This window comes from Pantoea phytostimulans, assembly GCF_046118715.1.
In the GTDB taxonomy this organism is placed as follows: Bacteria; Pseudomonadota; Gammaproteobacteria; order Enterobacterales; family Enterobacteriaceae; genus Pantoea; species Pantoea phytostimulans.
This window is the reverse complement of record NZ_CP173698.1, coordinates 1,840,180-1,866,656: the sequence shown is the minus strand read 5'-3', so window position 1 is coordinate 1,866,656 and position 26,477 is coordinate 1,840,180. Positions and strand designations below refer to the sequence as shown.

Here is a 26,477-nt window from a genome sequence, read left to right as displayed (position 1 = left end):
CGGGATCGTTACCTGCCAATGTATGCCGGACACAACTTTTGGATGGCGCTAATTCCAGCGGTTATGTTGCCGTTTTTCGACATCGTTGGTGCGGCGTAGGCTTACACCAGGCTATGAGTGTTTGCTGGCTTATTGACGTTTATTCACCACGTACCGCAGCCGAATCACGGTAAATTGCGCGAGTCAGTAAATTCACCGCTGGCATTGCAGTAAAAATAACGGGAGCGTCAGGCTCCCGATGAGTTACGTTTTTACGACATCCTGCAGGGCTTCTTGCAGATCATACCAGCGGAAGCCGAAGCCCGACGACTCCAGCCTTTTCGGCAAAACATGTTGTCCACCTAATACCAATACCGATGATTCACCCATCATCAACTTGATGGCGCTGGCTGGCGTACGCATAAAAGCGGGGCGATGCATAACATGGCCAAGCGTGGCAGCAAACTGTTCATTCCGAACCGCGTAAGGAGCAACCATGTTAAACGGGCCGCTCAACGCCTCATTATCTAACAGCCAGAGAATGCCATTCACCATGTCGTCGATATGGATCCACGGCATATATTGTTTTCCGCTGCCGATAGGGCCGCCAATACCCAATTTGAACGGCAACTTCATTTTACTTAATGCGCCACCTTCCTTGGCTAAAACGACGCCGGTTCGTAGCAGGCAAACACGGGTGCGATCGCTTTGTGCGCTAAGCGCCAACTGTTCCCAGCGGGCGCATAAAGTGTGCTGGAACTCTTCGTGGCCCGGATCCTCTTCCGTTAATACCAACTCACCGGTGTTACCGTAAAAACCGGTGGCTGAACCTGAAATCAATACCTTTGGTGGCGTGGTGCTGGCATTAATCAGTGAGGTAATTCGCTCGGTGATTTGCCAACGGCTTTCACACAATTGCTGTTTATGAATTTCTGTCCAGCGCTTATCGGCAATCGGTTCGCCAGCGAGATTGATCACGGCATCGACGCCATCAAGGTTTTGCTGTTGCGCCAATCCAGACCAAAACGCGACGTTATCCCCCAACTTTTCGCGTGCGCTGACGACGTCACGCGTGACAACGCTGATGTGATGACCCAGCAGTTGTAAACGAGGAATGAGGTGGCGACCAATCAATCCAGTACCACCCGTAATGAGAATATGCATGTTGCGACTCCTTATACTTTTTGTTTTCCGCTGTAATCAGCATAGAAGAGTGCGAGAGGAGTAGCGTGAGCCGCTTCGAGGTTTCATGCGGAACAGGCAAACATCGGACCAGCCGGGCGTTGCCTTTGTAAATAAAAATCGGTAAACATGATGCAACCCTGATAGCTATTTGAGGTAGCAGATGAATTACCCGTCCATCACCCTGTGGTCTGATTCATCGTTTTTTAGTCCTTACGCCATGTCGGTTTACGTTGCATTAACGGAAAAAGGCGTTCCCTTCAGCCTTAAGCGTGTCGACTTGTCTCAAGACCAACAATATTCAGCCGATTACCGTGCGCTGTCATTAACCTGTCGCGTGCCTGCATTACAAATCGATGATCTGGTGCTGAGCGAATCCTCCGCTATCAGCGAGTACCTTGAAGAGCGGTTTCCTGCGCCCGAATTTGAACGTCTTTACCCAAAAAATCGTGAAAATCGTGCGCGAGCACGCGAAGTTCAGGCGTGGCTGCGCAGTGATTTTATGCCGATCCGTCAGGAGCGTCCCACTGAAGTGTTATTTGCTGGTGAACGCTTTGCGCCGTTGACGCCCGCAGCGCAACAGGCGGCTGAAAAACTGATTGCTGCTGGCGAACGCTTGTTACCGGAAGGGCAACAGAACATGTTTGGCGAATGGTCTATTGCAGATACCGATTTAGCGGTGATGTTGAATAGACTGGCGCTGCATGGCGATAACCTGCCGATAAAACTACAGCATTACGCTGAATTTCAGTGGCAACGCGCCTCTGTACAGTTGTGGTTGGCTGAAAGCGGCAAAAAACGGTAAAGATCGAGGCTTGCTCAAGCTAACGGAAGTGATTACCTTACGCCACACTATTATAAAGACGTGGCAATAACAGTGCGTGCAACAGGGCATGCCAAACAGGAAAGGGTTACGGATGGTGGATCAAAAGGGTGGCGACATTGAGTGGGTCGATATCGTTAGCGAAGAGAATGAGGTCGTAGCACAGGCAACGCGTGCGCAAATGCGTGCACAGTGCCTGCGCCACCGCGCCACCTACATCGTGGTACACGATGGCATGGGTAAGATTCTGGTACAGCGCCGTACCGAGACAAAAGATTTTATGCCTGGCATGCTGGATGCTACGGCAGGCGGCGTGGTGCAGAGCGGTGAAGACCTGTTGGAATCCGCACGCCGTGAAGCGGAAGAGGAGTTAGGTATTGCTGATGTCCCATTCGCGGAGCATGGCAAATTCTACTTCGAAGATCAGCACTGTCGCGTGTGGGGCGGGTTGTTCAGTTGCGTTTCTCACGGCCCTTTTGCCATGCAAGAAGCCGAAGTTGATGAGATTTACTGGATGACGCCGGATGAAATCACTGCGCGTTGTGACGAATTTACCGATGATTCGTTGAAGGCGCTTTCATTGTGGATGAGCCGCAACGGCGAAAAATAATTCGCTTACTCTTCTCGCAGTGAAAGGCATTTTCGCCAGTACGATATAAACCCAACTGCGTCCGCCGCTGTTCTGCGGTGGACGCTTATTTCTCCTTAATCTCTCTGATCAAATGCGTGGCTCAGTATTAGTATTCATGCAGAATATTTTTAAGCAGCGTGAGGGCGGCGCGGAACTGAGTATCGGGAATGGTAAGCGGATAAAGAAAGCGGATCACGTTGCCGTGAACGCCGCACGTCAGCAACAATAAACCCTGCGACAATGCCTGTTGCTGGATTGCTCTTGCCGTCTCAGCACAGGGTTTCCCGTTATCATTGTGAAATTCAGCTGCAATCATTGAGCCGCGTCCTCGTACCTCAACCAGCGCTTTACAGCCTGCACTATGCAACGTTTCAATCAGTTCACTGCCGAGTTGATTGGCCCGCTCGCACAAATTCTCTTCAGCAATGACATCCAGCACTGCCAGCGCAGCCGCGATTGCGGGTGGGCTACCGGCATAAGTCCCGCCCAAACCGCCCGGTGAGGGTGCGTCCATGACTTCAGCACGACCCGATACTGCAGAGAGCGGCATACCGCCGGCCAGACTCTTCGCCATCGTGATCAAATCGGGTTTTACGTCAGGGTAATATTCACTGGCGAACAGTTTACCGGTACGGGCGAAGCCACATTGGATTTCATCGGCAATTAACAGGATGTTGTACTCATCGCATAGCTGACGCAACGCCGTAACAAAATCAGCGGGGGCAACATTGAAGCCGCCTTCGCCCTGAATCGGTTCATAAATAATGGCGGCGACGTGTTGCGGACTGATATCGCAACGGAAAATAGCGTGCAAGCTTTCCAGTGCGTCTTCAACGCTGCAATCGTAAAGCGCGTTCGGATAGCGGGCATGAAATACAGAACCCGCGAAGGGACCAAAACCGGTTTTATAAGGGGTCACTTTGCCTGTCAGCGACATTGTCATGTAAGTGCGACCATGAAATGCGCCGGTGAAAGCGATAATGCCCGGCCGGCCGGTTGCTGCACGAGCAATCTTCACGGCGTTTTCAACCGCTTCAGCGCCGGTAGAAAAGAAGGTGGTTTTCGCCGGACCGGCAATCGGCACGCGCTGATTCAGTTGCTCTGCCAGCTTAATGTAGTTTTCGTAAGGCACGATCTGAAAAGCGGTATGGGTGAAGCAATCGAGCTGCTCTTTTACTGCGGCGATCACTTTTGGATGGCGATGCCCGGTGTTTAGAACTGCGATACCGGCACTGAAATCGGTATATTCTCGGCCTTGATGATCCCACAGCGTGGCATTTTCGGCCTTCACTGCATAGAAATCACACATGACGCCGACGCCGCGCGGTGTGGCTTTGAGACGACGTGCGTGCACTTCACTGTTGCTCATAAGTTGACCTCGTTGTGGTTGCAAAGCTTACTGGGCGATCTGCTGGCGCCAGGGTAAAAGAAGCCCTTGCCAACGGCACGCTGAACAAATTCTATATCGCCTACGGCAGATATACAGCCGCCTGCCTTGCTGATGCAAATCGTCAGCGATTCACTCGGTTCTGAATGAATAGCACATCACAGAAATGGGCTGCATTTGTTTTCTGGTATGCCGAAAAGGGGTGAGTAATGTTGCTTAAAGCGCGGAGCGGGAACGGTGTGAAATTCTGAAGTGCAAAGTGGGATGGGGATGATGTCTGCGTAAATTAATTATGCAGGGTGGAAGCGTTGGCGATCGTGGTTGAATGGCGTATCACTTACTTGCGTCATCTAAATAAAAAGAGCATGCATTGCTGCATGCTCTCATCACATTTTAGCCTTCAGCTTGCTGAGACTGAATTGCGGTTAACGCGATGGTGTAGACAATATCATCCACCAGTGCGCCACGAGAAAGGTCGTTGACCGGCTTGCGCATACCTTGCAGCATTGGCCCGATGGAAATCAGGTCGGCTGAACGCTGTACCGCTTTGTAAGTGGTATTACCCGTGTTGAGATCCGGGAAGATAAACACGGTGGCGCGACCCGCAACCGCTGAGTTTGGTGCTTTAGATTTCGCCACATCTTCCATAATAGCCGCGTCATATTGCAGCGGGCCATCAATCACCAGATCAGGACGTTTTTCCTGCGCAATGCGCGTGGCTTCGCGTACTTTTTCTACATCGCTACCGGCACCAGAATTGCCGGTTGAGTAAGAGATCATCGCTACACGCGGATCGATACCAAAGGCTTTTGCTGAATCAGCTGATTGAATTGCAATCTCTGCCAGCTGTTCAGACGTTGGGTCTGGGTTGATGGCGCAGTCGCCATAAACCAGAACCTGCTCTGGCAGCAGCATGAAGAACACCGATGAAACCAGGGAGCTGTTTGGCGCAGTTTTAATCAGCTGCAGCGGTGGACGAATGGTGTTGGCAGTGGTGTGAACCGCGCCAGAAACTAAGCCGTCGACTTCGCCGCTTTCCAACATCATGGTGCCCAGCACCACGTTATCTTCTAACTGCTCCTGTGCAACAACTTCGGTCATGCCTTTGCTCTTACGCAGTTCCACCAAGCGCGGTACGTAGTTTTCACGTACCACTTCTGGATCGACAATGACAATGCCACTGCCTAATTCAACGCCTTGCGCAGCAGCAACACGCTGGATCTCGTCTGGATTTCCCAATAATACACAGGTTGCGATACCGCGTTCGGCACAAATCGAAGCAGCTTTAACGGTGCGCGGCTCATCGCCTTCTGGCAATACGATGCGTTTACCGGCTTTACGCGCCAGTTCGGTCAGTTGATAACGGAAGGCTGGCGGTGACAGGCGGCGGCTGCGCTCAGAAGTCGCCGTCAGTGACTCAATCCAGTCGGCATTAATGAAGTTGGCAACGTATTCCTGCACTTTTTCGATGCGTTGAGTATCGTCAGCGGGCACTTCCAGATTGAAGCTTTGCAAGCTGAGTGAGGTTTGCCAGGTGTTAGTTTTCACCATGAACATTGGCAATCCCGTCTGGAAAGCACGTTCGCACAATTTAGCGATACGCGGGTCAATTTCATAGTTACCTGTCAGCAGAATGGCACCAATTTCGACGCCATTCATAGCGGCCAGACAGGCAGCAACCAGCACGTCTGGGCGATCGGCTGAAGTCACCAGCAGTGAACCTGGGCGGAAATGTTCCAGCATGTGCGGCAGGCTTCGTGCACAGAACGTCACCGACTTAACGCGGCGAGTCTGGATGTCACCTTCGTTGATAACGCGCGCATTCAGATGGCGGCACATATCGATAGCGCGTGTCGCAATGAGCTCGAAGCTCCATGGTACGCAACCCAGCACCGGCAGCGGGCTGTCGGAAAACAGCTGCTTAGGATCAATATTCGCGATGCTGGCTTTAGAGGAGTCATCAAAAATTTCGGACAGATCAGGACGAGTGCGGCCTTGCTCATCAACCGGTGCGTTGAGTTTATTAATAATAACGCCGGTGATGTTTTTGTTCTTTTTGCCGCCAAAGCTGCTTTGGGTTAACTCAATACGCTCTTTTAACTGTTCGGTTGAGTCGTTACCCAACGCCATAACAAAGACGATTTCTGCGTTTAGCGTTTTAGCGATTTCATAGTTGAGCGCGGTAGCAAACTGATGTTTACGCGTCGGCACTAAACCTTCAACCAGCACCACCTCCGCATCCTGCGAATTAGCATGATAGCGGGCGATGATCTCTTCCATCAACACATCTTGCTGGTTAGAACCGAGCAGCGATTCCACGCGCGACATCTGTAAAGGCTCAGCCGCTGGGATAGAGGAATTTTTGCGAATGATAGTGGTGGTTTGATCGGGCGTATCACCGCCGGTACGCGGCTGAGCAATAGGTTTGAAGACGCTGAGGCGAACGCCTTTGCGCTCCATCGCACGAATAACGCCAAGGCTGACGCTGGTCAGGCCGACACTGGTGCCGGTCGGAATGAGCATAATTGTACGTGACACGATTGAACCTCTCAGGTATTGCAGGGTGTCAAAAACAACTCCGCCAGCATGAGCTGACGGAGAAAAGCGTTAAGCGGTGAGACGCGCGGCGTCTTGGGCAATGACCAACTCTTCGTTGGTCGGAATCACCAGCGCGGGACGCGTACCTTCTTTATTAATGTAACCTGACTTACCAAACCGTGCCGCCAGGTTGCGTTCGTGATCAACCTCAAAACCGAGCAGACCCAGTTTTTTCAATGCCAGTTCACGCACCATGGCGGCGTTTTCACCAATTCCACCGGTGAATACCACTGCGTCCAAACGGCCTTCCATCAAGGCGGTGTAGCTGCCGATATATTTGGCAAGACGATGACAGAAAACGTCCATCGCGCGCTTAGCATCTTCTTTGGTTTCGTAATTATCTTCAACATAACGGCAATCGCTGGTGACTTCGGTCAGGCCCAGCAGGCCAGATTCTTTGGTCAGCAATTTATTGATGGCATCTACGCTCATGCCCAGCGTGTCATGCAGGAAGAAGATGATAGCGGGATCGATGTCGCCGCTACGTGTTCCCATGACCAGACCTTCAAGCGGGGTCAAACCCATTGAGGTATCAACGCACACGCCATTGCGGATAGCTGACACAGAACCGCCGTTACCCAAATGGCAGGTGATAACGTTGAGTTCTTCCAGCGGTTTATTAAGCATTTTTGCTGCTTCATGGCTGACATAGAAGTGGCTAGTGCCGTGCGCACCATAGCGACGGACGCCATGTTCTTTATAAAGTTTGTAGGGAAGAGCATAAAGATATGACTCTTCCGGCATTGTCTGATGGAAAGCTGTATCAAATACCGCGACATTCTTATCGGACAGGTGCGGGAAGTTTTTCATCGCTTCATCAATACCGATAAGGTGCGCAGGGTTATGCAATGGAGCGAAAGAAGAAGCATCTTTGATGCCCTGAACCACATCTTCAGTAATAATGACGGATTGGGTCAGTTTCTCGCCGCCGTGAACTATGCGATGACCAATTGCAGCGATTTGTGCCGAAAGCTCTGGTTTTTGTGCCAGAATGGTTTTAACAATGTAATTGAGTGCTTCACTATGCGCCGCGCCAGCACCTAATGGTGCTTCCTGTTTTTGACCATCCAGTTTCCATTTAATACGTGCCTCAGGTAAATGGAAGCATTCTGCAAGGCCAGAAAGGAACTCGTCGCCGCTGGCAGGATTTAGGATGGCAAACTTCAGAGAAGAACTGCCGCAGTTCAGGACCAGTACTAGCTTACTCGACATGGAAGTACCTATTTGTTAAAAGTGGCTAAAAAAAACGCAGTCAGACTATCAGCGTAGCCCATGAAAGCTGGTAGATTAATGATAAACATCATGCGCTAGTCAAACGATGACTTTACGCAAAAAATTTCGGTAATTTTACGCAAAAATTTGAAGTCTATTTATCGAAACAGGACTCAGGCCATTTCCCGGTGGTGCTAGCCGCTTCCAAAACCGTATCGAAACGGCGTCAGAATAGCTGGAGTCCTGTTTAAAGACAAAAACATTTGAAGGATGTTACGTAAAGTTGTGTGGTTATAACTATCTTTTAAAGTTTGCAGTAATAGTTGAGGTCCGCTATGGCGAATGAATCTGGCAGTACCAGCTGGTTCCGTATTTTTCAACGCGGCCAGCACTATATGAAGACCTGGCCAAGTGACAAACGCCTTGCGCCAATATTTCCTGAAAATCGCGTGTCGACGGCAACCCGCTTCGCCATTCGTTTTATGCCGCCTCTTGCGGTGTTCACCTTGACCTGGCAAATTGCGTTAGGCGGCCAGCTTGGACCCGCTGTTGCAACCGCGCTGTTTGCCTGCACGCTACCCATGCAAGGCTTGTGGTGGCTTGGTAAGCGCTCTGTTACACCTTTGCCGCCCACGCTACTGAACTGGTTTCATGAAGTTCGCGCCAGGCTGGAGGAGGCGGGGCAGGCAATTGCGCCGGTCGAGGGTAAGCCAACGTATCAGGCATTAGCTGATGTTTTAAAACGCGCCTTTAAACAGCTGGATCGCACCTTTCTCGACGATCTTTGATTGGACATGGGTTCTTCGCAGGTAAGAATTCGCCTTGAACCCGCGTCTAAATCAAAGAAAAGTGATGCTGTCATACCTGTATTGCTAACCCTGTGTAATCATTTCTCTATCGTATAAAACTTAAGCGCCTTTTAGGCCTCGGAGTAAATGATGGAAATGACCCATGCACAGCGATTAATCCTGACCAATCAATATAAAATTATGGCGATGCTGGAACCTGAAAACGCCGAACGCTTCCGTCGCTATCAAACTATCATCGAACGAGGTTACGGCTTACAGATGCGTGAGCTGGATAAAGATTTCGGTGAGCTCACTGAAGAAACCTGCCGCACCCTCATTGATATCATGGAGTTGCACCACGCGCTGCATGTTTCCTGGTCAAACCTCAAGGAAAAAGAGCAGCTTGAAGAGCGTCGCCTGGCCTTTCTCGGCTTTGATGCAGCCACCGAAGCACGTTATCTCGGTTATGTCCGTTTTATGGTCAATACCGAAGGGCGATACACCCAGTTTGATTCAGGCACGCACGGCTTCAATGCACAAACGCCAATGTGGGAAAAGTATCAACGCATGCTAGCTTTGTGGCAGACTTGTCCTCGTCAATACCATTTGAGCGCGAATGAAATTGCGCAAGTAATCAATGCCTGATGAGGAGTGACGTGTGACGTACAGCGGTTTTTTGTTTGATTTAGATGGCACTTTAGTGGACTCGTTGCCTGCAGTAGAGCGCGCGTGGAGCAACTGGGCAGCGCGGCAGGGTATCGCGGCAGACGACGTTCTGGCGTTCATTCATGGCAAACAGGCAATTACGTCGTTACGTCATTTTATGGCTGGTCAGTCTGAGGAGGCTATTCAGGCTGAGTTTTTGGCGTTAGAACAAACCGAAGCGAAAGACACGGATGGCGTACAGGCATTACCTGGCGCTAAGGCGCTACTGTCTACGCTGAATGAATTGCAAATTCCTTGGGCAATTGTGACGTCAGGTTCCGTTCCGGTCGCCCACGCACGCCATAAAGCGGCTGAATTACCGCAGCCTGCCGTTTTCATCACCGCTGAACAAGTCGTGAAAGGCAAGCCAGAGCCCGATCCTTACCTTTTAGGTGCAAAGAAATTAGGCTTATCGCCTGACGTATGCGTCGTCGTTGAAGATGCACCAGCCGGCGTTTTATCAGGTCTTAATGCGGGATGCGCCGTGATTGCAGCTAATGCACCAGCGGATACGCCACGTCTTAATGAAGTGACAATTCAGCTGACATCACTGGAATCATTAGTCGTGACGAAATTGGCTGACGGTCAATTTACATTGAGTACACAGAACTAAGGGGCGGCTAAGGCCGCCTTTATTACAGCGGCGTGTCCTGTGAAATTTCATCCAGCGACAGGCTGAAGCTAGGAATGAACACCTCTACAAAATAATCCATTTCTGGCGAACGGCGCTGCGCTAACGTTTTTTCCAGCCGTGCTTTCGCCAGTAAAAACTCATTGTTACCTGCAGATAACTCCTCCAGGCATTTTACATAGGCGCAAAGTGCGTCCGCCTGCTTTACTACTGCTTGTTCTTCAACGCCATGCAGATGTTCATCAATCAGCGGGCGGTAAACGTCCTGGAACTCTGCCGGCAGCATTTCAATCAGTTTTTGCTGTGCAATTTTCTCAATTTTTTTATATTCATGGGCAATCTGCGCATTGTAATACTTTACTGGCGTGGGCAAGTCGCCAGTTAATACTTCACTCGCATCGTGATAAAGCGCCAGCATTGCAATGCGATCTGCGTTGAGATTGCCATTAAATTTTTTATTTTTAATGACAGCCAAAGCATGCGCCACCATGGCTACCTGCAAGCTATGCTCGGAGACATTTTCCGTGCGCACATTGCGCATTAACGGCCAGCGATTGATGAGTTTGAGTCGGGAAAGATGAGCGAAAAAATGGCTTTGAGTCATGGATGATCCTGTTTGCAGGCAGGGGAAAGACCAGCTTTCCCCGAAATACAAACAGTATACGCGGGCGTGATTACTGACGGTAGCCTTGCAGGAATCGGCCAAATTTATTGATCGCCATCTCTAGATCGTCAACGCGTGGCAGCGTCACGATACGAAGATGATCTGGCCAAGGCCAGTTAAAGGCGGAGCCTTGTACTAACAACACCTTTTCTTGCAGTAAAAAATCCAAAACCATTTTTTGGTCGTCAAAAATATTGAATTTTTTTGCATCAATACGCGGGAACATGTAAAGCGCACCTTGCGGCTTCACACAGCTGACGCCGGGAATATCATTAATGAGTTCCCAGGCACGCTGGCGCTGCTCATATAAACGTCCGCCCGGCACAATAAACTCGCTGATGCTTTGATAACCGCCTAATGCAGTCTGAATGGCATGTTGTGCCGGAACGTTGGCACACAGGCGCATAGACGCAAGCATCTCCAGCCCTTCGATATAGCCTTTAGCATGCTTTTTCGGACCGTTTAATACCATCCAGCCTTGGCGGAAACCGGCAACGCGATAGGTTTTAGAGAGTCCGTTAAAAGTTACGGTCAGGAGATCGGGTGCCAGCGCAGCGATTGAGTGGTGTTGCGCGTCGTCGTAGAGAATCTTGTCGTAGATCTCATCAGCGAAAATAATCAGGTTATGCTGACGCGCGATCTCAACCACTTCCAGCAGCAACTCTTTGCTGTATACCGCACCGGTAGGGTTATTCGGGTTAATAATCACAATACCGCGAGTACGCGGCGTGATTTTGCTGCGAATATCGTCCAGATCAGGAAACCAGCCAGCTGACTCATCACAAAGATAATGCACTGCTTTTCCGCTGGATAGCGACACAGCCGCTGTCCATAACGGATAATCGGGTGCAGGCACCAGCATTTCATCGCCACTGTTTAGCAGCGCTTGCATGGCCTGAACAATCAGTTCAGAAACACCATTGCCGATGTAAATATCCTCAACCGTAACGTCTCGCATATCACGCGCTTGATAATGCTGCATGATGGCTTTACGCGCTGAATAGAGACCTTTGGAATCACAATAGCCTTGTGAGCTAGGCAAGTTGCGGATGACATCGACCAGAATTTCGTCAGGTGCCTCAAAGCCGAACGGTGCTGGGTTACCAATGTTCAGCTTAAGGACTTTGTTACCTTCTTCTTCGAGACGCTTAGCTTCTTTTAAGACCGGACCGCGAATGTCATAGCAAACATTTTCCAGCTTTCCGGATTTATCAATTTGAAAAGTCATTATTACCGCCTTTATGGGCAGAATCCTTTTACCTGCCACTGAAATCAAACCAGCACAATGTACTCTCCTGCTGAACACAAAAGAAGGGTGCTAACCGGTTTTGGCGCGTTAAGCATCTTTTCATGCGAGCCGTGGCGCAAAAAATATTCTCAGTCGTTTAATTTAGTCAAATGAACTAATAATATTGTTTTATTTGGCATTTTTAACCAATCCATAAAAAAGGGCTGTAAAGTCATTAATCCAGATTTTTAATACTGAATTTGCCATTTTCAATTTTTAAAAAAGGCTTGAGTAAGATAGATGCCAATTGAAATAGTTAAGCGATATTGCATTGATGGGTGTTTTGTGAGCAGTGGTGAATTGATGCACTTATGTAATGTGATTTACAGCTGGTAATTATTGTCATTCATGCAGTGAATAACCAGAATTGTACGCTGTCGTAAGGTCCAGCGCGGGCGTAGCAAGGAAGACTTCAGGCATGTCTTCTCACTTTGTTTGTTTTTTCAGAAATGAAAAGGTTAAAAAATAGCCAGTAGTGTGGCAGGATAGGTGAGAAAGGGGGTTACAACAAAATTTACAGCGCTTTTCACAAAAACATTTCCATTTTGACGTCAAAAATGATTAAGTATAATTTATTATTTGATGCCACTATTTACCGAGCATCATAAAAGTACGCCGTTCTTTTTTTGTCCCGCAATCACTGTTTCGGCGGGATTTAGACAACTACGCAGCTTACTGCATTTGCGCACCCAGCGCCTTCGGCTCAGAAGTTGTATCTGTCTAAACGATACTGCTTTGCCCAATTATGCGGGTTTGAGCTTTCGTTAATATTCGTTCGACCACTTTTTGTGGCAGTCTTCACACAGGGCTGCCATTAAGCACCATTACCGCTTATCACTTTGATGAGATGTGTAATAACACCAGGGTAGTAGTTCGTAAAAATCTAATAAGTGAAGAAAAAACATGACTAATGCAAATCGTCCGATACTCAATCTCGACCTCGATCTGCTGAGAACTTTTGTGGCTGTTGCGGATTTGAATACGTTTGCGGCTGCAGCTGCAGCGGTCTGCCGAACCCAGTCAGCGGTCAGTCAGCAGATGCAACGTCTGGAGCAATTGGTAGGTAAAGAGCTGTTTGCCAGACATGGACGTAACAAACTGTTAACAGAACACGGAATTCAGCTCTTAGGTTACGCCAGAAAGATTCTCCGCTTCAATGATGAAGCCTGTACTTCTTTGATGTATAGCAATATTCAGGGTGTCCTGACCATTGGCGCATCTGATGATACATCCGACACCATTCTGCCGTTTTTGTTGAACCGCGTGACATCGGTTTATCCAAAACTCGCTATTGATGTCCGCGTTAAACGCAATCCATTCATGATGGAAATGCTGAATCAGGGTGAAGTGGATTTAGTGGTGACCACCTCCAGTCCAGGTAACTTTACCTATCAGGTTCTGCGTACATCGCCAACGTTGTGGTATTGCGCAGCGGATTACATTTTCCAGCGAGGTGAAGCTATTCCATTGGTTCTGCTTGACGAGCCCAGTCCGTACCGTGATATGGCTATTGATCATCTCAACGAGGCGGGCATCCCATGGCGTATATCGTATGTGGCTTCCACATTGGCAGCAGTACGTGCGGCTGTTAAAGCGGGCTTGGGTGTAACAGCGCGTCCGGTAGAAATGATGAGTCCAGAACTGCGTGTTATGGGTGCTGCCGAAGGCTTACCAGTGTTGCCAGATACACAATATCTGCTGTGTCGTAATCCTAATAGCGATAATGAACTCGCATTGGCTATCTTCAACGCAATGCAGTCAACCAATGATCCCTACAATCTCAGCGCTAATCCAGACGGTACTTTATTACTGGATGACGAAGAGTAAATTCGCTGCTAATACTGTCTCTGGTTCCGTTTTGAGCAATTGTTAAAAGCGATCAAAATAAGCCTCTTGTTCTTTTATCAGAATGAGAGGCTTTTTTTATATTCCTTTCTCCTCATCGTATCCGTTATTTGTCCCCCTTTAACGTCCCGTAATAATCCTCAAATGAAATTATTTTCATTTTTACTGCTTGTTGAAACCTTCAATCCGAAAAAACGGAAAAAACATTCCAAAACGCAGTGCTGATTGTTGGTTTTTAGTGCGTAAAGGCCAGAAGTGTGTCCTGGATCAAGAAAATACCCCTGCTAAGGGGAAGGAAAACGACGCGAATCCTGTCAAAATATGTTTGTTAAATGCACGATCCATGCATGTGAATACCCGCTACACTAAAATTAACCCTACAGACTGAAGCGATTTAGCTGGCATGAGGGGCATCATTTGTTAATAATATGATGCAGCTGTAAAATAATGTTTGGATACTTTTGTCAAAGTTGACAAAAGGTTATAGAAAGGAGTAAAAAACCCCATAAAATTGCTGCTTATTTGATAATGACGGCAAAGTTTATAAGGTTTTTCATCCTTCCCTTGAATCGATGTGGTGAGTTTGCTGCCAGAACCCGTGCAGGATGCCAGCGCCACTTTTGATGAGTAAGCAAAGAGTATGTCAACAACCACCGAAATCATCGCTCAGCATTGGGCGTTTATCGTATTTATCGTCATTGCATTTGGCCTTTGCGCTTTTATGTTGACCGGAGGATGGCTGTTAGGTGGCAGAGCACGCGCCCGCTACAAAGACACGCCTTTTGAATCTGGTATCGAATCCGTTGGTGATACACATCTCCGCCTTTCGGCGAAATTCTATCTGGTTGCGATGTTCTTCGTAATTTTCGACGTCGAAGCCCTCTTTTTATACGCATGGGCGACTTCAATCCGTGAAAGCGGCTGGGTCGGCTTTGTGGAAGCCGCAATTTTCATTTTGGTGCTCCTGGCGGGCTTGGTCTATCTGGTGCGCATTGGTGCGTTAGATTGGGCTCCTGCACGTCGCCGCATCGTGGTTAAGACCAACACGATCAGTCACACCAATCCTCACAAGCAGTAAAAGAGAGGCAATAAGATGGACTATACGCTCACCCGCATAGACCCGAACGGTGGTGACAACGACCGTTATCCTCTGCAAAAGCAGGAAATCGTCAGCGATCCGCTGGAGCAGCATGTTCATCGCAGCGTCTACATGGGCAAACTCGAAAATGCCCTGCACGATATGGTGAACTGGGGACGCAAAAACTCCCTTTGGCCGTACAACTTTGGTCTTTCCTGTTGCTACGTTGAAATGACCACCTCCTTTACCGCAGTGCATGACGTTGCGCGTTTTGGAGCAGAAGTTATGCGTGCATCTCCGCGCCAGGCTGACTTCATGGTGATCGCCGGTACGCCATTTACCAAAATGGCCCCGGTAATTCAGCGTTTGTATGACCAAATGCTGGAGCCGAAATGGGTGATCTCGATGGGGGCCTGTGCCAACTCTGGTGGCATGTACGATATCTATTCAGTGGTTCAGGGTGTGGATAAATTCCTGCCGGTAGATGTGTACATTCCAGGTTGTCCACCGCGTCCAGAAGCTTATATGCAGGCGTTGCTGCTGCTGCAAGAGTCGATTGGTAAAGAACGCCGTCCACTTTCATGGGTGGTAGGTGATCAGGGCGTGTATCGCGCCAATATGCAGCCAGAGCGCGAAAGAAAGCGTGGCGAGCGTATCGCGGTTACCAACCTGCGTACTCCAGACGAAGTTTAAGCTAACCGTACACGGATGGATTTAGCGCCCGCAGCATAATATTAAAATTTAATGCACGGCCCCATCCTGACGCCTTCATTTGAGCGCCTGATTACAGGCCGGAATGGTGAGTAACGTATGACAGATTTGACCACGCAAGATCTCGCTCAGCCAGCATGGCAAACCCGGGATCACCTGGATGATCCGGTGATCGGCGAGTTGCGTAACCGTTTTGGGCCGGATGCCTTTACCGTTCAGGCCACCCGCACCGGCATTCCGGTTGTTTGGGTGAAGCGTGAACAGTTACTGGAAATCACCGAATTTCTTCGTAAATTAGCTAAGCCTTACGTCATGCTGTATGACCTGCATGGCATGGATGAGCGTTTACGTACCCACCGCGCAGGCTTACCTGCTGCGGATTTTTCCGTTTTCTATCATCTGCTGTCGATTGAGCGTAACCGCGACATCATGCTCAAAGTCGCTTTATCAGAAAACGACATGCACGTGCCAACCCTCACCAAACTTTTCCCGAATGCCAACTGGTATGAGCGCGAAACGTGGGAAATGTTTGGCATTACCTTTGATGGTCATCCGCACCTGACGCGCATCATGATGCCGCCAACGTGGGAAGGTCATCCGCTGCGCAAGGATTATCCTGCTCGTGCAACCGAATTCGATCCTTTCGAGCTGACTAAGCAGAAAGAAGATTTAGAAATGGAAGCACTGACCTTCAAGCCAGAAGAGTGGGGCATGAAGCGCAGTACCGCCAACGAAGACTTTATGTTCCTTAACCTCGGTCCAAACCATCCTTCAGCGCACGGTGCTTTCCGCATCATTTTGCAGCTGGATGGTGAAGAGATCGTCGACTGTGTTCCAGATGTGGGTTATCACCATCGCGGCGCAGAGAAAATGGGTGAACGTCAGTCATGGCATAGCTACATTCCTTACACCGATCGCATTGAATACCTTGGTGGTTGCGTTAACGAAATGCCTTACGTGCTCGCAGTTGAGAAACTGGCTGGCATCGTCGTGCCGGATCGCGTGAATGTGATTCGCGTTATGCTTTCCGAGCTGTTCCGCATTAACAGTCATCTGCTTTACATCTCCACCTTCATACAGGACGTTGGCGCAATGACGCCCGTGTTCTTCGCCTTTACCGATCGTCAAAAAATTTACGATGTGGTGGAAGCAATCACCGGTTTCCGTATGCATCCGGCGTGGTTCCGCATTGGTGGTGTTGCGCACGATCTGCCGAAAGGCTGGGAACGTTTGCTGCGTGATTTCCTCGACTGGATGCCGAAGCGTCTGAAAGAGTATGACAAAGCAGCGTTACGTAACTCCGTGTTGATGGGCCGCTCACAAGGTGTTGCCGCTTACAATATGGAAGAAGCGCTGGCATGGGGCACAACCGGTGCAGGTTTACGTGCCACCGGACTGGATTTTGACGTGCGTAAATGGCGCCCTTATTCAGGTTATGAAAATTTCGACTTCGAAATTCCTGTGGGCGCAGGCATCAGCGATGCTTACACGCGCGTGATGTTGAAAATGGAAGAGATGTGGCAGTCGCTGCGTATTCTGGAGCAATGCCTGAAAAACATGCCGGCAGGCCCGTTCAAAGCGGATCATCCGCTGACTACGCCGCCACCGAAAGAGCGCACGCTGCAGCACATTGAAACCCTGATCACCCACTTCCTGCAGGTTTCCTGGGGCCCGGTTATGCCAGCCAATGAATCCTTCCAGATGATTGAGGCGACCAAAGGAATCAACAGTTACTACCTGACCAGCGATGGCAGCACCATGAGCTACCGCACCCGCGTGCGTACGCCGAGCTTCCCGCATCTGCAGCAGATCCCTTCCGTGATCCGAGGCAGCCTGGTATCCGACTTGATCGTGTACCTCGGTAGTATCGATTTTGTTATGTCAGACGTGGACCGCTAATTATGCACGATCAACACATTGCCGTTAAAACGATCGACCCAAACGAGGTCTTCGTGCTGAGCGCGGAAGAGCATCACGCCATCGAGCACGAGAAACATCATTATGAAGATGCGCGCGCCGCGTCCATCGAAGCGCTGAAAATCGTGCAAAAGCAGCGCGGTTGGGTGCCGGATGGTGCGATTCATGCCATTGCTAAGGTGCTGGGAATTCCGGCCAGTGATGTGGAAGGCGTGGCGACTTTTTACAGCCAAATCTTTCGCCAGCCGGTGGGTCGCCATGTGATTCGTTATTGCGACAGCGTGGTCTGCCATATCACCGGTTATCAAGGTATCCAGGCTGCGCTGGAACAGAACCTGAGTATCAAACCGGGACAAACTACCGCAGATGGCCGCTTCACATTGCTGCCAACCTGTTGTCTCGGCAATTGCGACAAAGGGCCGACCATGATGGTGGATGAAGATACCCACGTTCACTTAACGCCGGAAGCTATCGCCTCATTACTGGAGCAGTATCAATGACAATCAAACAGATCATTCGTACTGCCGAAACGCATCCGCTGACCTGGCGCATGCGCGAGGATAAGCAGCCGGTATGGCTTGAAGAATATCGCAGCAAAAATGGCTACGCTGGCGCAGAGAAAGCGCTAAATAGCATGGCGCCTGACGAAATTGTGGCGCAAGTCAAAGATTCTGGTCTGAAAGGACGCGGCGGTGCAGGCTTCTCTACCGGCTTGAAATGGAGCTTGATGCCGAAAGATGAGTCCATGAACATTCGTTACCTGCTGTGTAACGCCGATGAAATGGAACCCGGCACGTACAAAGATCGCCTGTTGATGGAACAGATGCCACATCAGTTGGTGGAAGGCATGCTGATCAGTGCTTTCGCGCTTAAAGCCTACCGTGGCTACATCTTCCTGCGCGGTGAGTATATTGAAGCCGCAGTGAATCTGCGCCGTGCCATTGCGGAGGCCACCGAAGCTGGTTTCCTTGGTAAAAATATTCTCGGCACCGGTTTTGATTTTGAGTTAATTGTTCACACCGGCGCAGGACGTTACATCTGCGGCGAAGAAACGGCGCTGATCAACTCGCTGGAAGGTCGTCGTGCTAACCCGCGTTCTAAGCCACCTTTCCCTGCCAGCGCGGGTGCATGGGGCAAACCGACGTGTGTTAACAACGTTGAAACGCTGTCGAACGTGCCAGCCATCCTTGCCAACGGCGTAGAGTGGTACAAAGGCATTTCGAAAAGTGACGATGCTGGCACCAAGATGATGGGTTTCTCCGGTCGCGTGAAAAATCCAGGCGTTTGGGAACTGCCGTTTGGCATTACCGCTCGTGAAATTCTCGAAGATTATGCTGGCGGCATGCGCGATGGTTTGCGTTTCAAAGCCTGGCAGCCAGGCGGTGCGGGCACTGACTTCCTGACCGATGAGCATCTCGATCTGCCGATGGAGTTTGCCAGTATCGGTAAAGCGGGCAGTCGTTTAGGAACGGCGCTGGCGATGGCGGTCGATCACGAAATCAACATGGTTTCGCTGGTACGTAACCTGGAAGAGTTCTTTTCGCGTGAATCGTGCGGTTGGTGTACGCCTTGCCGCGACGGTCTGCCGTGGAGCGTGAAAATCCTGCGTGCGCTGGAGGAAAAGCAAGGCCAGCCGGGGGATATCGAAACCTTACTGCAGCTTTGCCGTCAGTTGGGCCCAGGCAAAACCTTCTGCGCACACGCGCCGGGTGCCGTTGAGCCGCTGCAAAGCGCGATTAAATATTTCCGTGAAGAGTTTGAAGCTGGCATTGCGCCGCAGGTGTTTGGCAATACCCGTTCAATCGGTGGTATCCAGCCAAACCTGCTGAAAGCACGCTGGTAATTCGCCGCAGCACACGGAACCAGGCCTTGCGCCGCTGTTCCTGACGCGTTCAGGAACAAGAATATGATTAACGCTCGTTTCTGACGAGCCTTACGGAAGCATGTTCACTATGGCTACAATCCATGTAGACGGTAAAGAGTATGATGTGAACGGAGCGGACAACCTGTTGCAGGCTTGTCTCTCTCTGGGCCTTGATATTCCTTATTTTTGCTGGCACCCGGCGCTGGGAAGCGTGGGCGCCTGCCGCCAATGTGCGGTGAAGCAATTCCAGAATGCCGAAGATACCCGCGGCCGCCTTGTCATGTCCTGCATGACACCGGCTTCTGACGGCACCTTTATTTCTATCGACGATGGCGAAGCCAAAGAATTCCGTGAAAGCGTGGTTGAGTGGTTGATGACCAACCACCCGCACGATTGTCCGGTATGTGAAGAGGGCGGTAACTGCCACCTTCAGGACATGACCGTGATGACCGGCCATAGCTTCCGTCGCTACCGCTTCACCAAACGTACCCATCGCAATCAGGATCTCGGCCCCTTCATTTCTCATGAGATGAACCGCTGTATTGCCTGTTATCGCTGCGTGCGTTACTACAAAGATTATGCGGATGGCACCGACCTCGGTGTTTACGGCGCACATGACAATGTCTATTTCGGTCGCCCGGAAGATGGCACGCTGGAAAGCGAATTCTCCGGTAACCTGGTCGAGATCTGTCCGACCGGCGTGTTCACCGATAAAACGCATTCAGAACGCTATAACCGTAAATGGGACATGCAGTTCGCGCCTAGCATCTGCCAGCAATGCAGCGTCGGCTGTAACACCAGCCCTGGCGAGCGCTACGGTGAATTACGTCGTATTGAAAACCGCTATAACGGTACGGTAAACCACTACTTCCTGTGTGACCGTGGCCGTTTTGGTTATGGCTACGTCAATCTCAAAGATCGCCCACGTCATCCTGTCCTGTTACGTGGCAATGATTGGGTCACGCTCAATGCTGAGCAAGCGGTCAACGCGGGTGCTGACGTATTACGCCAGGCGAAGAAAGTGATCGGTATCGGTTCACCACGCGCCAGCATTGAAAGTAACTTTGCGCTGCGCGAACTGGTGGGTGCTGAAAACTTCTCTACCGGCATGCCAGCAGGTGAGCAAGAACGTCTTGAACTGATGCTGAAAGTATTGCGTGAAGGCGGAATCTACACGCCAGCGCTGCGCGAAATAGAAAGCTATGATGCCGTGCTGGTGTTGGGCGAAGATCTGACCCAAGTCGGTGCTCGCGTTGCGCTTTCTGTGCGTCAAGCGGTAAAAGGCAAAGCGCGTGATATGGCCGCAGCACAGAAAGTTGCTGATTGGCAAATCGCCGCCATTTTGAATATCGGTCAACACGCTAAGCATCCGCTGTTCGTGACTAACGTCGACGAAACTCGCCTTGATGATATTGCGGCGTGGAGTTATCGCGCGCCGGTTGAAGATCAGGCGCGTTTAGGCTTCGCAATTGCCAATGCGCTGGATGAAACCGCGCCAGTGGTCAGCGATTTTGACAAGAGCCTGAACGGTAAACTGGATGTTGTCGTGCAGGCATTGGCTGGCGCGAAAAAACCGCTGATTATTTCGGGTACCCATTCAGGCAGCACCGCAATGATTGAAGCCGCTGCCAACGTCGCTAAAGCGTTGAAAGCGCGCGGCGCCGATGTTGGCATTACCTTGCTGGCTGGACATGCGAACAGCATGGGATTGGGCTTGATGGGCGGTCAGACGCTGGACAGTGCGCTGGAACAGCTGCGTAATGGTGAAGCTGATACGCTGGTCGTGCTGGAAAACGATCTCTATCGCCATGCGCCTAAAGCGCTGGTGGATAATGCTTTGTCCAACGCAACCAACGTCATCGTGGTCGATCATCAACGTACAGCAACGCTGGAAAAAGCGGGTTTAGTTTTCTCTACCGCGAGCTTTGCTGAAAGTGATGGCACCTCAATCAACCATGAAGGTCGCGCTCAACGCTTCTTCCAGGTTTACGATCCGGCCTACTACGACAATAGCATCGTGATGCTGGAAAGCTGGCGCTGGCTGCACTCGCTGCATAGCACACTGGAAAGCCGCCGCGTTGACTGGACCCAATTAGATCACGTCATTGATGCAGTAGTGGCCAAGCTGCCGCAGCTGAAAGGCATTAAAGATGCGGCACCTGATGCGAGCTTCCGTATTCGTGGTCAGAAACTGGCTCGTTCTCCGCACCGCTCAAGTGGACGTACTGCTGCACGCGCCAATATTAACGTGCATGAACCACGTCAGCCGCAAGACAAAGACTCTATGTTTGCCTTCTCTATGGAAGGGAATAACCAGCCATCAGCCGCACGCTCGCAGATTCCCTTTGCCTGGGCGCCGGGTTGGAACTCACCGCAGGCGTGGAACAAGTTCCAGGCTGAAGTGGGGGGCAAATTGCGTAATGGCGATCCAGGTGTACGTCTGTTTGAAGCCAGCGAAGCGCAATTGCCGTGGTTCAGTACGGTGCCTGCTTCCTTCGCAAGTAATGATGGATGGCGTGTTGCGCCTTACTATCAACTGTTCGGTAGCGAAGAGATGTCACAGCGTTCGCCAACCTTCCAGAAGCGGATGTCACAGCCGATGCTGGTGATTAACCCGGACGATGCAGCGAAACTGGGTGTGAACAATGGCGCAGCCGTTGAGTTCACCTGTTTCGGTGAAACACTGCGTCTGCCGGTACGTTTTTCAACCGCGCTGCAAGCAGGGCAGGTGGGTCTGCCGCTGGGTATGCCGGGCGTTCCGCCATTCCTGGCAAACGGCCAAATTGACAAACTGCAGGAGGCGGCGCAATGAGCTGGTTAACACCGGACGTTATCGACATTCTGCTGGCCATCGTGAAAGCCGTAGTGATTTTGCTGGTGGTGGTGGCCTGTGGCGCGTTTATGAGTTTTGCCGAGCGTCGTTTGCTCGGCTTGTTCCAGAACCGTTACGGACCTAACCGTGTCGGCTGGGGCGGCTCGCTCCAGCTGGTGGCGGACATGATCAAAATGTTCTTTAAAGAGGACTGGGTCCCGCCGTTTACCGATCGCTTCATCTTTACTTTGGCACCGGTTATCGCCTTCGTTTCGCTGTTGTTAGCGTTTGCGATTGTGCCGGTTTCGCCGACCTGGATGGTGACAGACCTGAACATTGGTCTGCTGTTTTTCCTGATGATGGCGGGACTTGCGGTTTACGCCGTGCTGTTCGCAGGTTGGTCGAGTAACAACAAATACTCATTGCTTGGTGCCATGCGTGCCTCGGCGCAAACGCTGAGTTACGAAGTGTTCCTTGGCCTGTCGCTGATGGGCGTGGTTGCGCAAGCGGGTTCATTCAACATGAATGACATCGTTAATAGCCAAACCCATCTCTGGAACATCATTCCACAGTTCTTCGGCTTCCTGACCTTTTGTATTGCAGGCGTTGCGGTATGTCACCGTCATCCATTTGACCAACCTGAAGCAGAGCAAGAGCTGGCCGATGGTTATCACATTGAATACGCCGGGATGAAGTTTGGTCTGTTCTTCGTCGGCGAATACGTTGCGATTACCACGGTATCGGCGCTGATCGTTACGCTGTTCTTTGGTGGATGGCATGGACCTTTCCTGCCGCCGTTCATCTGGTTCGCCTTGAAAACGGCGTTCTTCATGATGATGTTCATCCTGATACGTGCTGCGCTTCCGCGTCCACGCTATGACCAGGTGCTGTCGTTCGGCTGGAAAGTGTGTCTGCCGTTGACGCTGTTGAACCTGCTGGCGACCGCCGCAGTGATTCTCTACACAGCGCAGTAAGGGGTTAACAAATGACTTTAAAAGATATTGTCGTTGGCTTCGGCACGACAGTTCGCAGTATCTGGATGATAGGCATGCATGCCTTCGCCAAACGCGAAACGCAAATGTACCCGGAAGAGCCGGTTTATCTGCCACCCCGTTATCGCGGTCGTATCGTGTTAACGCGCGATCCAGACGGTGAAGAGCGTTGCGTTGCCTGTAATCTGTGTGCGGTAGCCTGTCCGGTAGGCTGTATTTCATTACAGAAAGCGGAAACCAAAGACGGTCGTTGGTATCCAGAGTTTTTCCGCATCAACTTCTCACGCTGCATTTTTTGTGGCCTGTGTGAAGAAGCTTGTCCGACAACAGCGATTCAGCTGACGCCGGATTTCGAACTCGGCGAGTTTAAACGTCAGGATCTGGTGTACGAGAAAAACGATCTGCTGATCTCTGGTCCGGGTAAATATCCGGAGTACAACTTCTACCGCATGGCGGGTATGGCGATTGACGGTAAAGATAAAGGTGAAGCTGAAAATGAAGCTAAACCTATCGACGTCAAAGGCTTATTACCTTAAGGAGCGAGGCATGGAATTTGCGTTTTATCTTTGCGGACTGGTGGCGGTGCTAACGACATTGCGCGTTATTACTCACACTAATCCGGTACATGCGTTGCTGTACCTGATCATTTCACTGTTGGCGATTGCGGGTGTGTTCTTCTCGATGGGCGCCTACTTTGCGGGTGCGCTGGAAATCATTGTCTACGCGGGTGCCATCATGGTGCTGTTCGTGTTCGTGGTGATGATGCTGAACCTGGGCAAAGCCACCGAGAGCCAGGAACGTGAATGGCTGAAGCCTTCGCTGTGGATTGGCCCAGGCATCGTGTCGCTACTGCTGTTAGCGGTAATGGTCTATGCCATTCTGACGGCAAACGATCAAGGCATTGACGGCAAAATTATCGATGCGAAAGCGGTCGGCATTAGCCTGTTTGGTCCTTACGTTTTAGCCGTTGAGCTGGCATCAATGCTGCTGTTGGCTGGTCTGGTCGTCGCGTTCCATATTGGTCGCGAAGAGCGTCAGGGCGAAGTGCTGAGTAATCGCTCAGTAGATGCACAGCAAGCGAATAAGGAGCAAGCATGATCCCTCTACAACACGGATTGATTCTCGCCGCCGTGCTGTTTGTCCTCGGACTGACTTCACTGGTACTGCGTCGCAACCTGCTGTTCATGCTGATTGGTCTTGAGATCATGATCAATGCTGCAGCGCTGGCGTTAGTGGTGGCGGGCAGTTACTGGGGACAAGCTGACGGTCAGGTAATGTATATCCTGGCAATCAGCCTTGCTGCAGCCGAAGCCAGTATTGGCCTGGCGCTGCTGCTCCAGCTTTATCGTCGTCGTCAGACGCTGAACATTGATACTGTGAGCGAGATGCGCGGATGAATCTTCTCTATTTAACTGTACTGTTTCCGTTAATTGGCTTTTTGCTGTTAGCGTTTTCTCGCGGTCGCTGGTCAGAGAACTTGTCGGCAGCGGTTGGCATGGGATCGGTTGGACTGGCCGCGCTGGTAACGGTGTATGCGGGCTTTGATTTCTTTGCCAACGGCCAGCAGATTTTCACCCAGCCACTGTGGACGTGGATGCAGGTCGGCAACTTTGATATCAAAGTGAATCTAACGCTGGATGGACTGTCGCTGACCATGCTGTCGGTAGTAACCGGCGTGGGTTTCTTCATCCATATGTTTGCATCCTGGTATATGCGCGGAGAAGAGGGTTATTCTCGCTTCTTCGCTTATACCAACCTGTTTATCGCCAGCATGGTTGTTTTGGTACTGGCCGATAACCTGATGCTGATGTATCTCGGTTGGGAAGGCGTAGGTCTCTGCTCTTACTTGCTGATTGGTTTCTATTACAGCAATCCAGAAAACGGCAAAGCGGCGATGAAAGCGTTTATCATCACGCGCGTCGGTGACGTCTTTCTCGCGTTTGCGCTGTTCATTCTCTACAACGAGTTGGGCACGCTGAACTTCCGCGAGATGGTGGAGTTAGCGCCGGCACACTTCGCCGCCGATAACCATATGCTGCAATGGGCAACCTTGATGCTGTTAGGTGGCGCGGTGGGTAAATCTGCTCAGCTGCCATTGCAGACATGGTTAGCCGATGCGATGGCAGGTCCAACACCGGTTTCGGCACTGATCCACGCCGCTACCATGGTCACGGCCGGTGTTTACCTGATTGCCCGTAGCCACGGCTTGTTCCTGTTAACGCCGGAAGTTCTGCATCTGGTTGGCATTATTGGTGCTATCACGCTGGTGCTGGCAGGTTTTGCTGCTCTGGTGCAAACCGACATCAAACGCGTTCTCGCCTACTCCACCATGAGCCAGATTGGTTACATGTTCCTGGCGTTGGGCGTGCAGGCGTGGGATGCAGCTATTTTCCATCTGATGACGCATGCTTTCTTTAAAGCGTTGCTGTTCCTCTCTTCAGGCTCCGTTATTTTGGCCTGTCACCATGAACAGAACATCTTCAAAATGGGCGGCCTGCGTAAAAGTATTCCGCTGGTATATACCTGCTTCCTCGTTGGCGGTGCCGCTTTGGCTGCGCTGCCGCTGATTACCGCAGGCTTCTACAGTAAAGATGAGATCTTGTTTGGTGCATTAGCCAACGGCCATATCAACCTCATGGTTGCCGGTTTGGTCGGCGCGTTCCTGACCTCTATTTATACCTTCCGCATGATCTTCATCGTTTTCCACGGCGAAGAGAAAATCCATGCGCATGCCGGCAAAGGCATTACCCATCATCTGCCATTGATTGTGTTGCTGGTGCTGTCGACCTTTATTGGCGCGTTAATTACGCCGCCATTAGCGGGTGTGTTACCCGCCAATGAGTTTGGTGAAGAGGGCAAGGTAGGTCTGGAAATCGCCTCAGGCGTGGTTGCGGTTGTTGGTATTCTGATCGCCGCTGCGCTGTGGCTGGGCAAACGCCAGCTGGTGACCAGCATCGCCAACAGTGCGCCGGGTCGTTTCTTCGGCACATGGTGGTTTGCTGCCTGGGGCTTTGACTGGCTCTACGACAAAGTATTCGTTAAACCTTATCTGGGCATTGCGTGGCTGCTGAAGCGTGATCCGCTCAATGGTTTGATGAACTTGCCTGCGCTGCTTTCACGTATCGCCAATAAAGGATTGGTGGTGAGTGAAAATGGTTACCTGCGCTGGTATGTCGCATCAATGAGCGTGGGTGCCGTGGTGGTGCTGGCGCTGATGTTGGTGATTTAAAGGTTAATGCGTGGGATGAGGTCTCGATCTCATCCCAGAACGAGATTGTAAAATTACCTGAGATATTAGGGCGTCATCGGCGAAGCCAGTTTACTTAACGCCAGCGCACAGCAACCGGAGCGTACTAACGTACGTGAGGAA

At 50.8% G+C, this 26,477-nt stretch carries 23 protein-coding genes and 1 pseudogene; 18 read left to right on the top strand and 6 right to left on the bottom strand.

Translation table 11 applies throughout. The features are described from left to right. Nucleotides 1-9 precede the first annotated feature (9 nt). Nucleotides 10-213: pseudogene (locus ACF2G4_RS08605) on the top strand (cytochrome C biogenesis protein CcdA); the annotation flags it as partial. A gap of 30 nt (nucleotides 214-243) precedes the next feature. Here ACF2G4_RS08605 and ACF2G4_RS08600 read toward each other — a convergent pair. Further along, on the bottom strand, nucleotides 244-1,143 hold the full coding sequence (locus tag ACF2G4_RS08600) for a TIGR01777 family oxidoreductase (RefSeq protein ID WP_215846084.1): 900 nt from the start codon (nucleotides 1,141-1,143) through the stop codon (nucleotides 244-246). A gap of 181 nt (nucleotides 1,144-1,324) precedes the next feature. On the opposite strand from ACF2G4_RS08600, the gene yfcF reads away from it, so the two are divergent. Both yfcF and yfcD read left to right on the top strand, forming a co-directional pair. Further along, on the top strand, nucleotides 1,325-1,966 hold the full coding sequence (gene yfcF / locus ACF2G4_RS08595) for a glutathione transferase (RefSeq protein ID WP_215846086.1): 642 nt from the start codon (nucleotides 1,325-1,327) through the stop codon (nucleotides 1,964-1,966). 112 nt (nucleotides 1,967-2,078) lie between these two features. Then, on the top strand, nucleotides 2,079-2,594 hold the full coding sequence (gene yfcD / locus ACF2G4_RS08590; RefSeq protein WP_215846088.1) for an NUDIX hydrolase YfcD: 516 nt from the start codon (nucleotides 2,079-2,081) through the stop codon (nucleotides 2,592-2,594). A 127-nt stretch (nucleotides 2,595-2,721) separates the two neighbouring features. On the opposite strand, the gene ACF2G4_RS08585 is transcribed toward yfcD, so the two are convergent. From ACF2G4_RS08585 to ackA, 3 genes are all read right to left on the bottom strand, one after another. After that, the gene (locus tag ACF2G4_RS08585) at nucleotides 2,722-3,984 is read right to left on the bottom strand and encodes a 4-aminobutyrate--2-oxoglutarate transaminase (protein WP_409075874.1); all 1,263 of its coding nucleotides are present in this window, start codon (nucleotides 3,982-3,984) and stop codon (nucleotides 2,722-2,724) included. 411 nt (nucleotides 3,985-4,395) lie between these two features. After that, nucleotides 4,396-6,540 carry a phosphate acetyltransferase gene (gene pta, locus ACF2G4_RS08580; RefSeq protein WP_215846091.1) on the bottom strand — a complete coding sequence of 715 codons (2,145 nt, stop codon included), beginning with the start codon at nucleotides 6,538-6,540 and terminating at the stop codon, nucleotides 4,396-4,398. Between the two features lie 69 nt (nucleotides 6,541-6,609). After that, the gene (gene ackA / locus ACF2G4_RS08575) at nucleotides 6,610-7,812 is read right to left on the bottom strand and encodes an acetate kinase (RefSeq protein ID WP_332627251.1); all 1,203 of its coding nucleotides are present in this window, start codon (nucleotides 7,810-7,812) and stop codon (nucleotides 6,610-6,612) included. 335 nt (nucleotides 7,813-8,147) lie between these two features. On the opposite strand from ackA, the gene yfbV reads away from it, so the two are divergent. The 3 genes from yfbV to ACF2G4_RS08560 all read left to right on the top strand — a co-directional run bounded on the left by yfbV (nucleotide 8,148) and on the right by ACF2G4_RS08560 (nucleotide 9,918). Continuing rightward, entirely contained in the window at nucleotides 8,148-8,600 is a 453-nt protein-coding gene (gene yfbV / locus ACF2G4_RS08570; protein ID WP_215846095.1) for a terminus macrodomain insulation protein YfbV, read from the top strand. A 150-nt stretch (nucleotides 8,601-8,750) separates the two neighbouring features. Further along, nucleotides 8,751-9,245, top strand: coding sequence for a YfbU family protein (locus tag ACF2G4_RS08565; RefSeq protein WP_215848236.1), 495 nt, complete (start codon nucleotides 8,751-8,753; stop codon nucleotides 9,243-9,245). Nucleotides 9,246-9,258: 13 nt separating this feature from the next. Further along, entirely contained in the window at nucleotides 9,259-9,918 is a 660-nt protein-coding gene (locus ACF2G4_RS08560) for a sugar phosphatase (RefSeq protein WP_409075873.1), read from the top strand. A gap of 22 nt (nucleotides 9,919-9,940) precedes the next feature. Here ACF2G4_RS08560 and yfbR read toward each other — a convergent pair whose 3' ends face one another. Both yfbR and ACF2G4_RS08550 read right to left on the bottom strand, forming a co-directional pair. Beyond that, the gene (yfbR, locus tag ACF2G4_RS08555) at nucleotides 9,941-10,540 is read right to left on the bottom strand and encodes a 5'-deoxynucleotidase (protein ID WP_409075872.1); all 600 of its coding nucleotides are present in this window, start codon (nucleotides 10,538-10,540) and stop codon (nucleotides 9,941-9,943) included. Nucleotides 10,541-10,610: 70 nt separating this feature from the next. Beyond that, nucleotides 10,611-11,828, bottom strand: a complete 1,218-nt coding sequence (locus ACF2G4_RS08550) for a pyridoxal phosphate-dependent aminotransferase (protein WP_215846100.1) — start codon at nucleotides 11,826-11,828, stop codon at nucleotides 10,611-10,613. Nucleotides 11,829-12,791: 963 nt separating this feature from the next. Here ACF2G4_RS08550 and lrhA point away from each other — a divergent pair. The 12 genes from lrhA to nuoL all read left to right on the top strand — a co-directional run bounded on the left by lrhA (nucleotide 12,792) and on the right by nuoL (nucleotide 26,336). After that, nucleotides 12,792-13,715: a transcriptional regulator LrhA gene (lrhA, locus tag ACF2G4_RS08545; protein ID WP_215846102.1), complete on the top strand. Its 924-nt coding sequence runs from the start codon at nucleotides 12,792-12,794 to the stop codon at nucleotides 13,713-13,715. Nucleotides 13,716-14,373: 658 nt separating this feature from the next. Beyond that, nucleotides 14,374-14,811 carry an NADH-quinone oxidoreductase subunit A gene (locus tag ACF2G4_RS08540; RefSeq protein WP_332627244.1) on the top strand — a complete coding sequence of 146 codons (438 nt, stop codon included), beginning with the start codon at nucleotides 14,374-14,376 and terminating at the stop codon, nucleotides 14,809-14,811. A 15-nt stretch (nucleotides 14,812-14,826) separates the two neighbouring features. After that, nucleotides 14,827-15,504 carry an NADH-quinone oxidoreductase subunit B family protein gene (locus ACF2G4_RS08535; RefSeq protein ID WP_215846106.1) on the top strand — a complete coding sequence of 226 codons (678 nt, stop codon included), beginning with the start codon at nucleotides 14,827-14,829 and terminating at the stop codon, nucleotides 15,502-15,504. A gap of 117 nt (nucleotides 15,505-15,621) precedes the next feature. Then, entirely contained in the window at nucleotides 15,622-17,421 is a 1,800-nt protein-coding gene (gene nuoC, locus ACF2G4_RS08530; RefSeq protein WP_215846108.1) for an NADH-quinone oxidoreductase subunit C/D, read from the top strand. Nucleotides 17,422-17,423: 2 nt separating this feature from the next. Next, nucleotides 17,424-17,939 carry an NADH-quinone oxidoreductase subunit NuoE gene (gene nuoE, locus ACF2G4_RS08525; RefSeq protein WP_243077517.1) on the top strand — a complete coding sequence of 172 codons (516 nt, stop codon included), beginning with the start codon at nucleotides 17,424-17,426 and terminating at the stop codon, nucleotides 17,937-17,939. Between the two features lie 2 nt (nucleotides 17,940-17,941). Then, complete coding sequence (gene nuoF / locus ACF2G4_RS08520) at nucleotides 17,942-19,282, top strand: NADH-quinone oxidoreductase subunit NuoF (protein ID WP_215848237.1); 1,341 nt, start codon at nucleotides 17,942-17,944, stop codon at nucleotides 19,280-19,282. Nucleotides 19,283-19,391: 109 nt separating this feature from the next. After that, on the top strand, nucleotides 19,392-22,115 hold the full coding sequence (nuoG, locus tag ACF2G4_RS08515; RefSeq protein WP_332627238.1) for an NADH-quinone oxidoreductase subunit NuoG: 2,724 nt from the start codon (nucleotides 19,392-19,394) through the stop codon (nucleotides 22,113-22,115). After that, on the top strand, nucleotides 22,112-23,089 hold the full coding sequence (gene nuoH, locus ACF2G4_RS08510) for an NADH-quinone oxidoreductase subunit NuoH (RefSeq protein WP_215846110.1): 978 nt from the start codon (nucleotides 22,112-22,114) through the stop codon (nucleotides 23,087-23,089). Before nuoG ends, nuoH begins: the two co-directional genes overlap by 4 nt. Nucleotides 23,090-23,100: 11 nt before the next feature. Then, on the top strand, nucleotides 23,101-23,643 hold the full coding sequence (gene nuoI / locus ACF2G4_RS08505; RefSeq protein ID WP_215846111.1) for an NADH-quinone oxidoreductase subunit NuoI: 543 nt from the start codon (nucleotides 23,101-23,103) through the stop codon (nucleotides 23,641-23,643). Nucleotides 23,644-23,653: 10 nt separating this feature from the next. Next, nucleotides 23,654-24,205 (top strand): NADH-quinone oxidoreductase subunit J, encoded by a 552-nt coding sequence (gene nuoJ, locus ACF2G4_RS08500; RefSeq protein WP_215846113.1) that lies wholly within the window; start codon nucleotides 23,654-23,656, stop codon nucleotides 24,203-24,205. After that, nucleotides 24,202-24,504 carry an NADH-quinone oxidoreductase subunit NuoK gene (gene nuoK / locus ACF2G4_RS08495; RefSeq protein WP_013509877.1) on the top strand — a complete coding sequence of 101 codons (303 nt, stop codon included), beginning with the start codon at nucleotides 24,202-24,204 and terminating at the stop codon, nucleotides 24,502-24,504. The genes nuoJ and nuoK overlap by 4 nt, the downstream gene beginning before the upstream one ends. Beyond that, nucleotides 24,501-26,336, top strand: coding sequence for an NADH-quinone oxidoreductase subunit L (gene nuoL / locus ACF2G4_RS08490; RefSeq protein ID WP_215846115.1), 1,836 nt, complete (start codon nucleotides 24,501-24,503; stop codon nucleotides 26,334-26,336). Before nuoK ends, nuoL begins: the two co-directional genes overlap by 4 nt. Nucleotides 26,337-26,477 lie beyond the last annotated feature (141 nt).

Excerpts from the sequence above, each read along its gene's own strand:
- nuoH (WP_215846110.1), top strand. The coding sequence starts at position 22,112 with ATGAGCTGGTTAACACCGGACGTTATCGACATTCTGCTGGCCATCGTG.
- ACF2G4_RS08565 (WP_215848236.1), top strand. The coding sequence starts at position 8,751 with ATGGAAATGACCCATGCACAGCGATTAATCCTGACCAATCAATATAAA.
- yfcF (WP_215846086.1), top strand. The coding sequence starts at position 1,325 with ATGAATTACCCGTCCATCACCCTGTGGTCTGATTCATCGTTTTTTAGT.
- ACF2G4_RS08585 (WP_409075874.1), bottom strand. The coding sequence starts at position 3,984 with ATGAGCAACAGTGAAGTGCACGCACGTCGTCTCAAAGCCACACCGCGC.
- ACF2G4_RS08540 (WP_332627244.1), top strand. The coding sequence starts at position 14,374 with ATGTCAACAACCACCGAAATCATCGCTCAGCATTGGGCGTTTATCGTA.
- yfbV (WP_215846095.1), top strand. The coding sequence starts at position 8,148 with ATGGCGAATGAATCTGGCAGTACCAGCTGGTTCCGTATTTTTCAACGC.
- ackA (WP_332627251.1), bottom strand. The coding sequence starts at position 7,812 with ATGTCGAGTAAGCTAGTACTGGTCCTGAACTGCGGCAGTTCTTCTCTG.
- nuoJ (WP_215846113.1), top strand. The coding sequence starts at position 23,654 with ATGGAATTTGCGTTTTATCTTTGCGGACTGGTGGCGGTGCTAACGACA.
- ACF2G4_RS08535 (WP_215846106.1), top strand. The coding sequence starts at position 14,827 with ATGGACTATACGCTCACCCGCATAGACCCGAACGGTGGTGACAACGAC.
- yfbR (WP_409075872.1), bottom strand. The coding sequence starts at position 10,540 with ATGACTCAAAGCCATTTTTTCGCTCATCTTTCCCGACTCAAACTCATC.
- yfcD (WP_215846088.1), top strand. The coding sequence starts at position 2,079 with ATGGTGGATCAAAAGGGTGGCGACATTGAGTGGGTCGATATCGTTAGC.
- ACF2G4_RS08600 (WP_215846084.1), bottom strand. The coding sequence starts at position 1,143 with ATGCATATTCTCATTACGGGTGGTACTGGATTGATTGGTCGCCACCTC.
- nuoI (WP_215846111.1), top strand. The coding sequence starts at position 23,101 with ATGACTTTAAAAGATATTGTCGTTGGCTTCGGCACGACAGTTCGCAGT.
- ACF2G4_RS08550 (WP_215846100.1), bottom strand. The coding sequence starts at position 11,828 with ATGACTTTTCAAATTGATAAATCCGGAAAGCTGGAAAATGTTTGCTAT.
- nuoK (WP_013509877.1), top strand. The coding sequence starts at position 24,202 with ATGATCCCTCTACAACACGGATTGATTCTCGCCGCCGTGCTGTTTGTC.
- lrhA (WP_215846102.1), top strand. The coding sequence starts at position 12,792 with ATGACTAATGCAAATCGTCCGATACTCAATCTCGACCTCGATCTGCTG.
- nuoE (WP_243077517.1), top strand. The coding sequence starts at position 17,424 with ATGCACGATCAACACATTGCCGTTAAAACGATCGACCCAAACGAGGTC.
- nuoC (WP_215846108.1), top strand. The coding sequence starts at position 15,622 with ATGACAGATTTGACCACGCAAGATCTCGCTCAGCCAGCATGGCAAACC.
- nuoL (WP_215846115.1), top strand. The coding sequence starts at position 24,501 with ATGAATCTTCTCTATTTAACTGTACTGTTTCCGTTAATTGGCTTTTTG.
- nuoG (WP_332627238.1), top strand. The coding sequence starts at position 19,392 with ATGGCTACAATCCATGTAGACGGTAAAGAGTATGATGTGAACGGAGCG.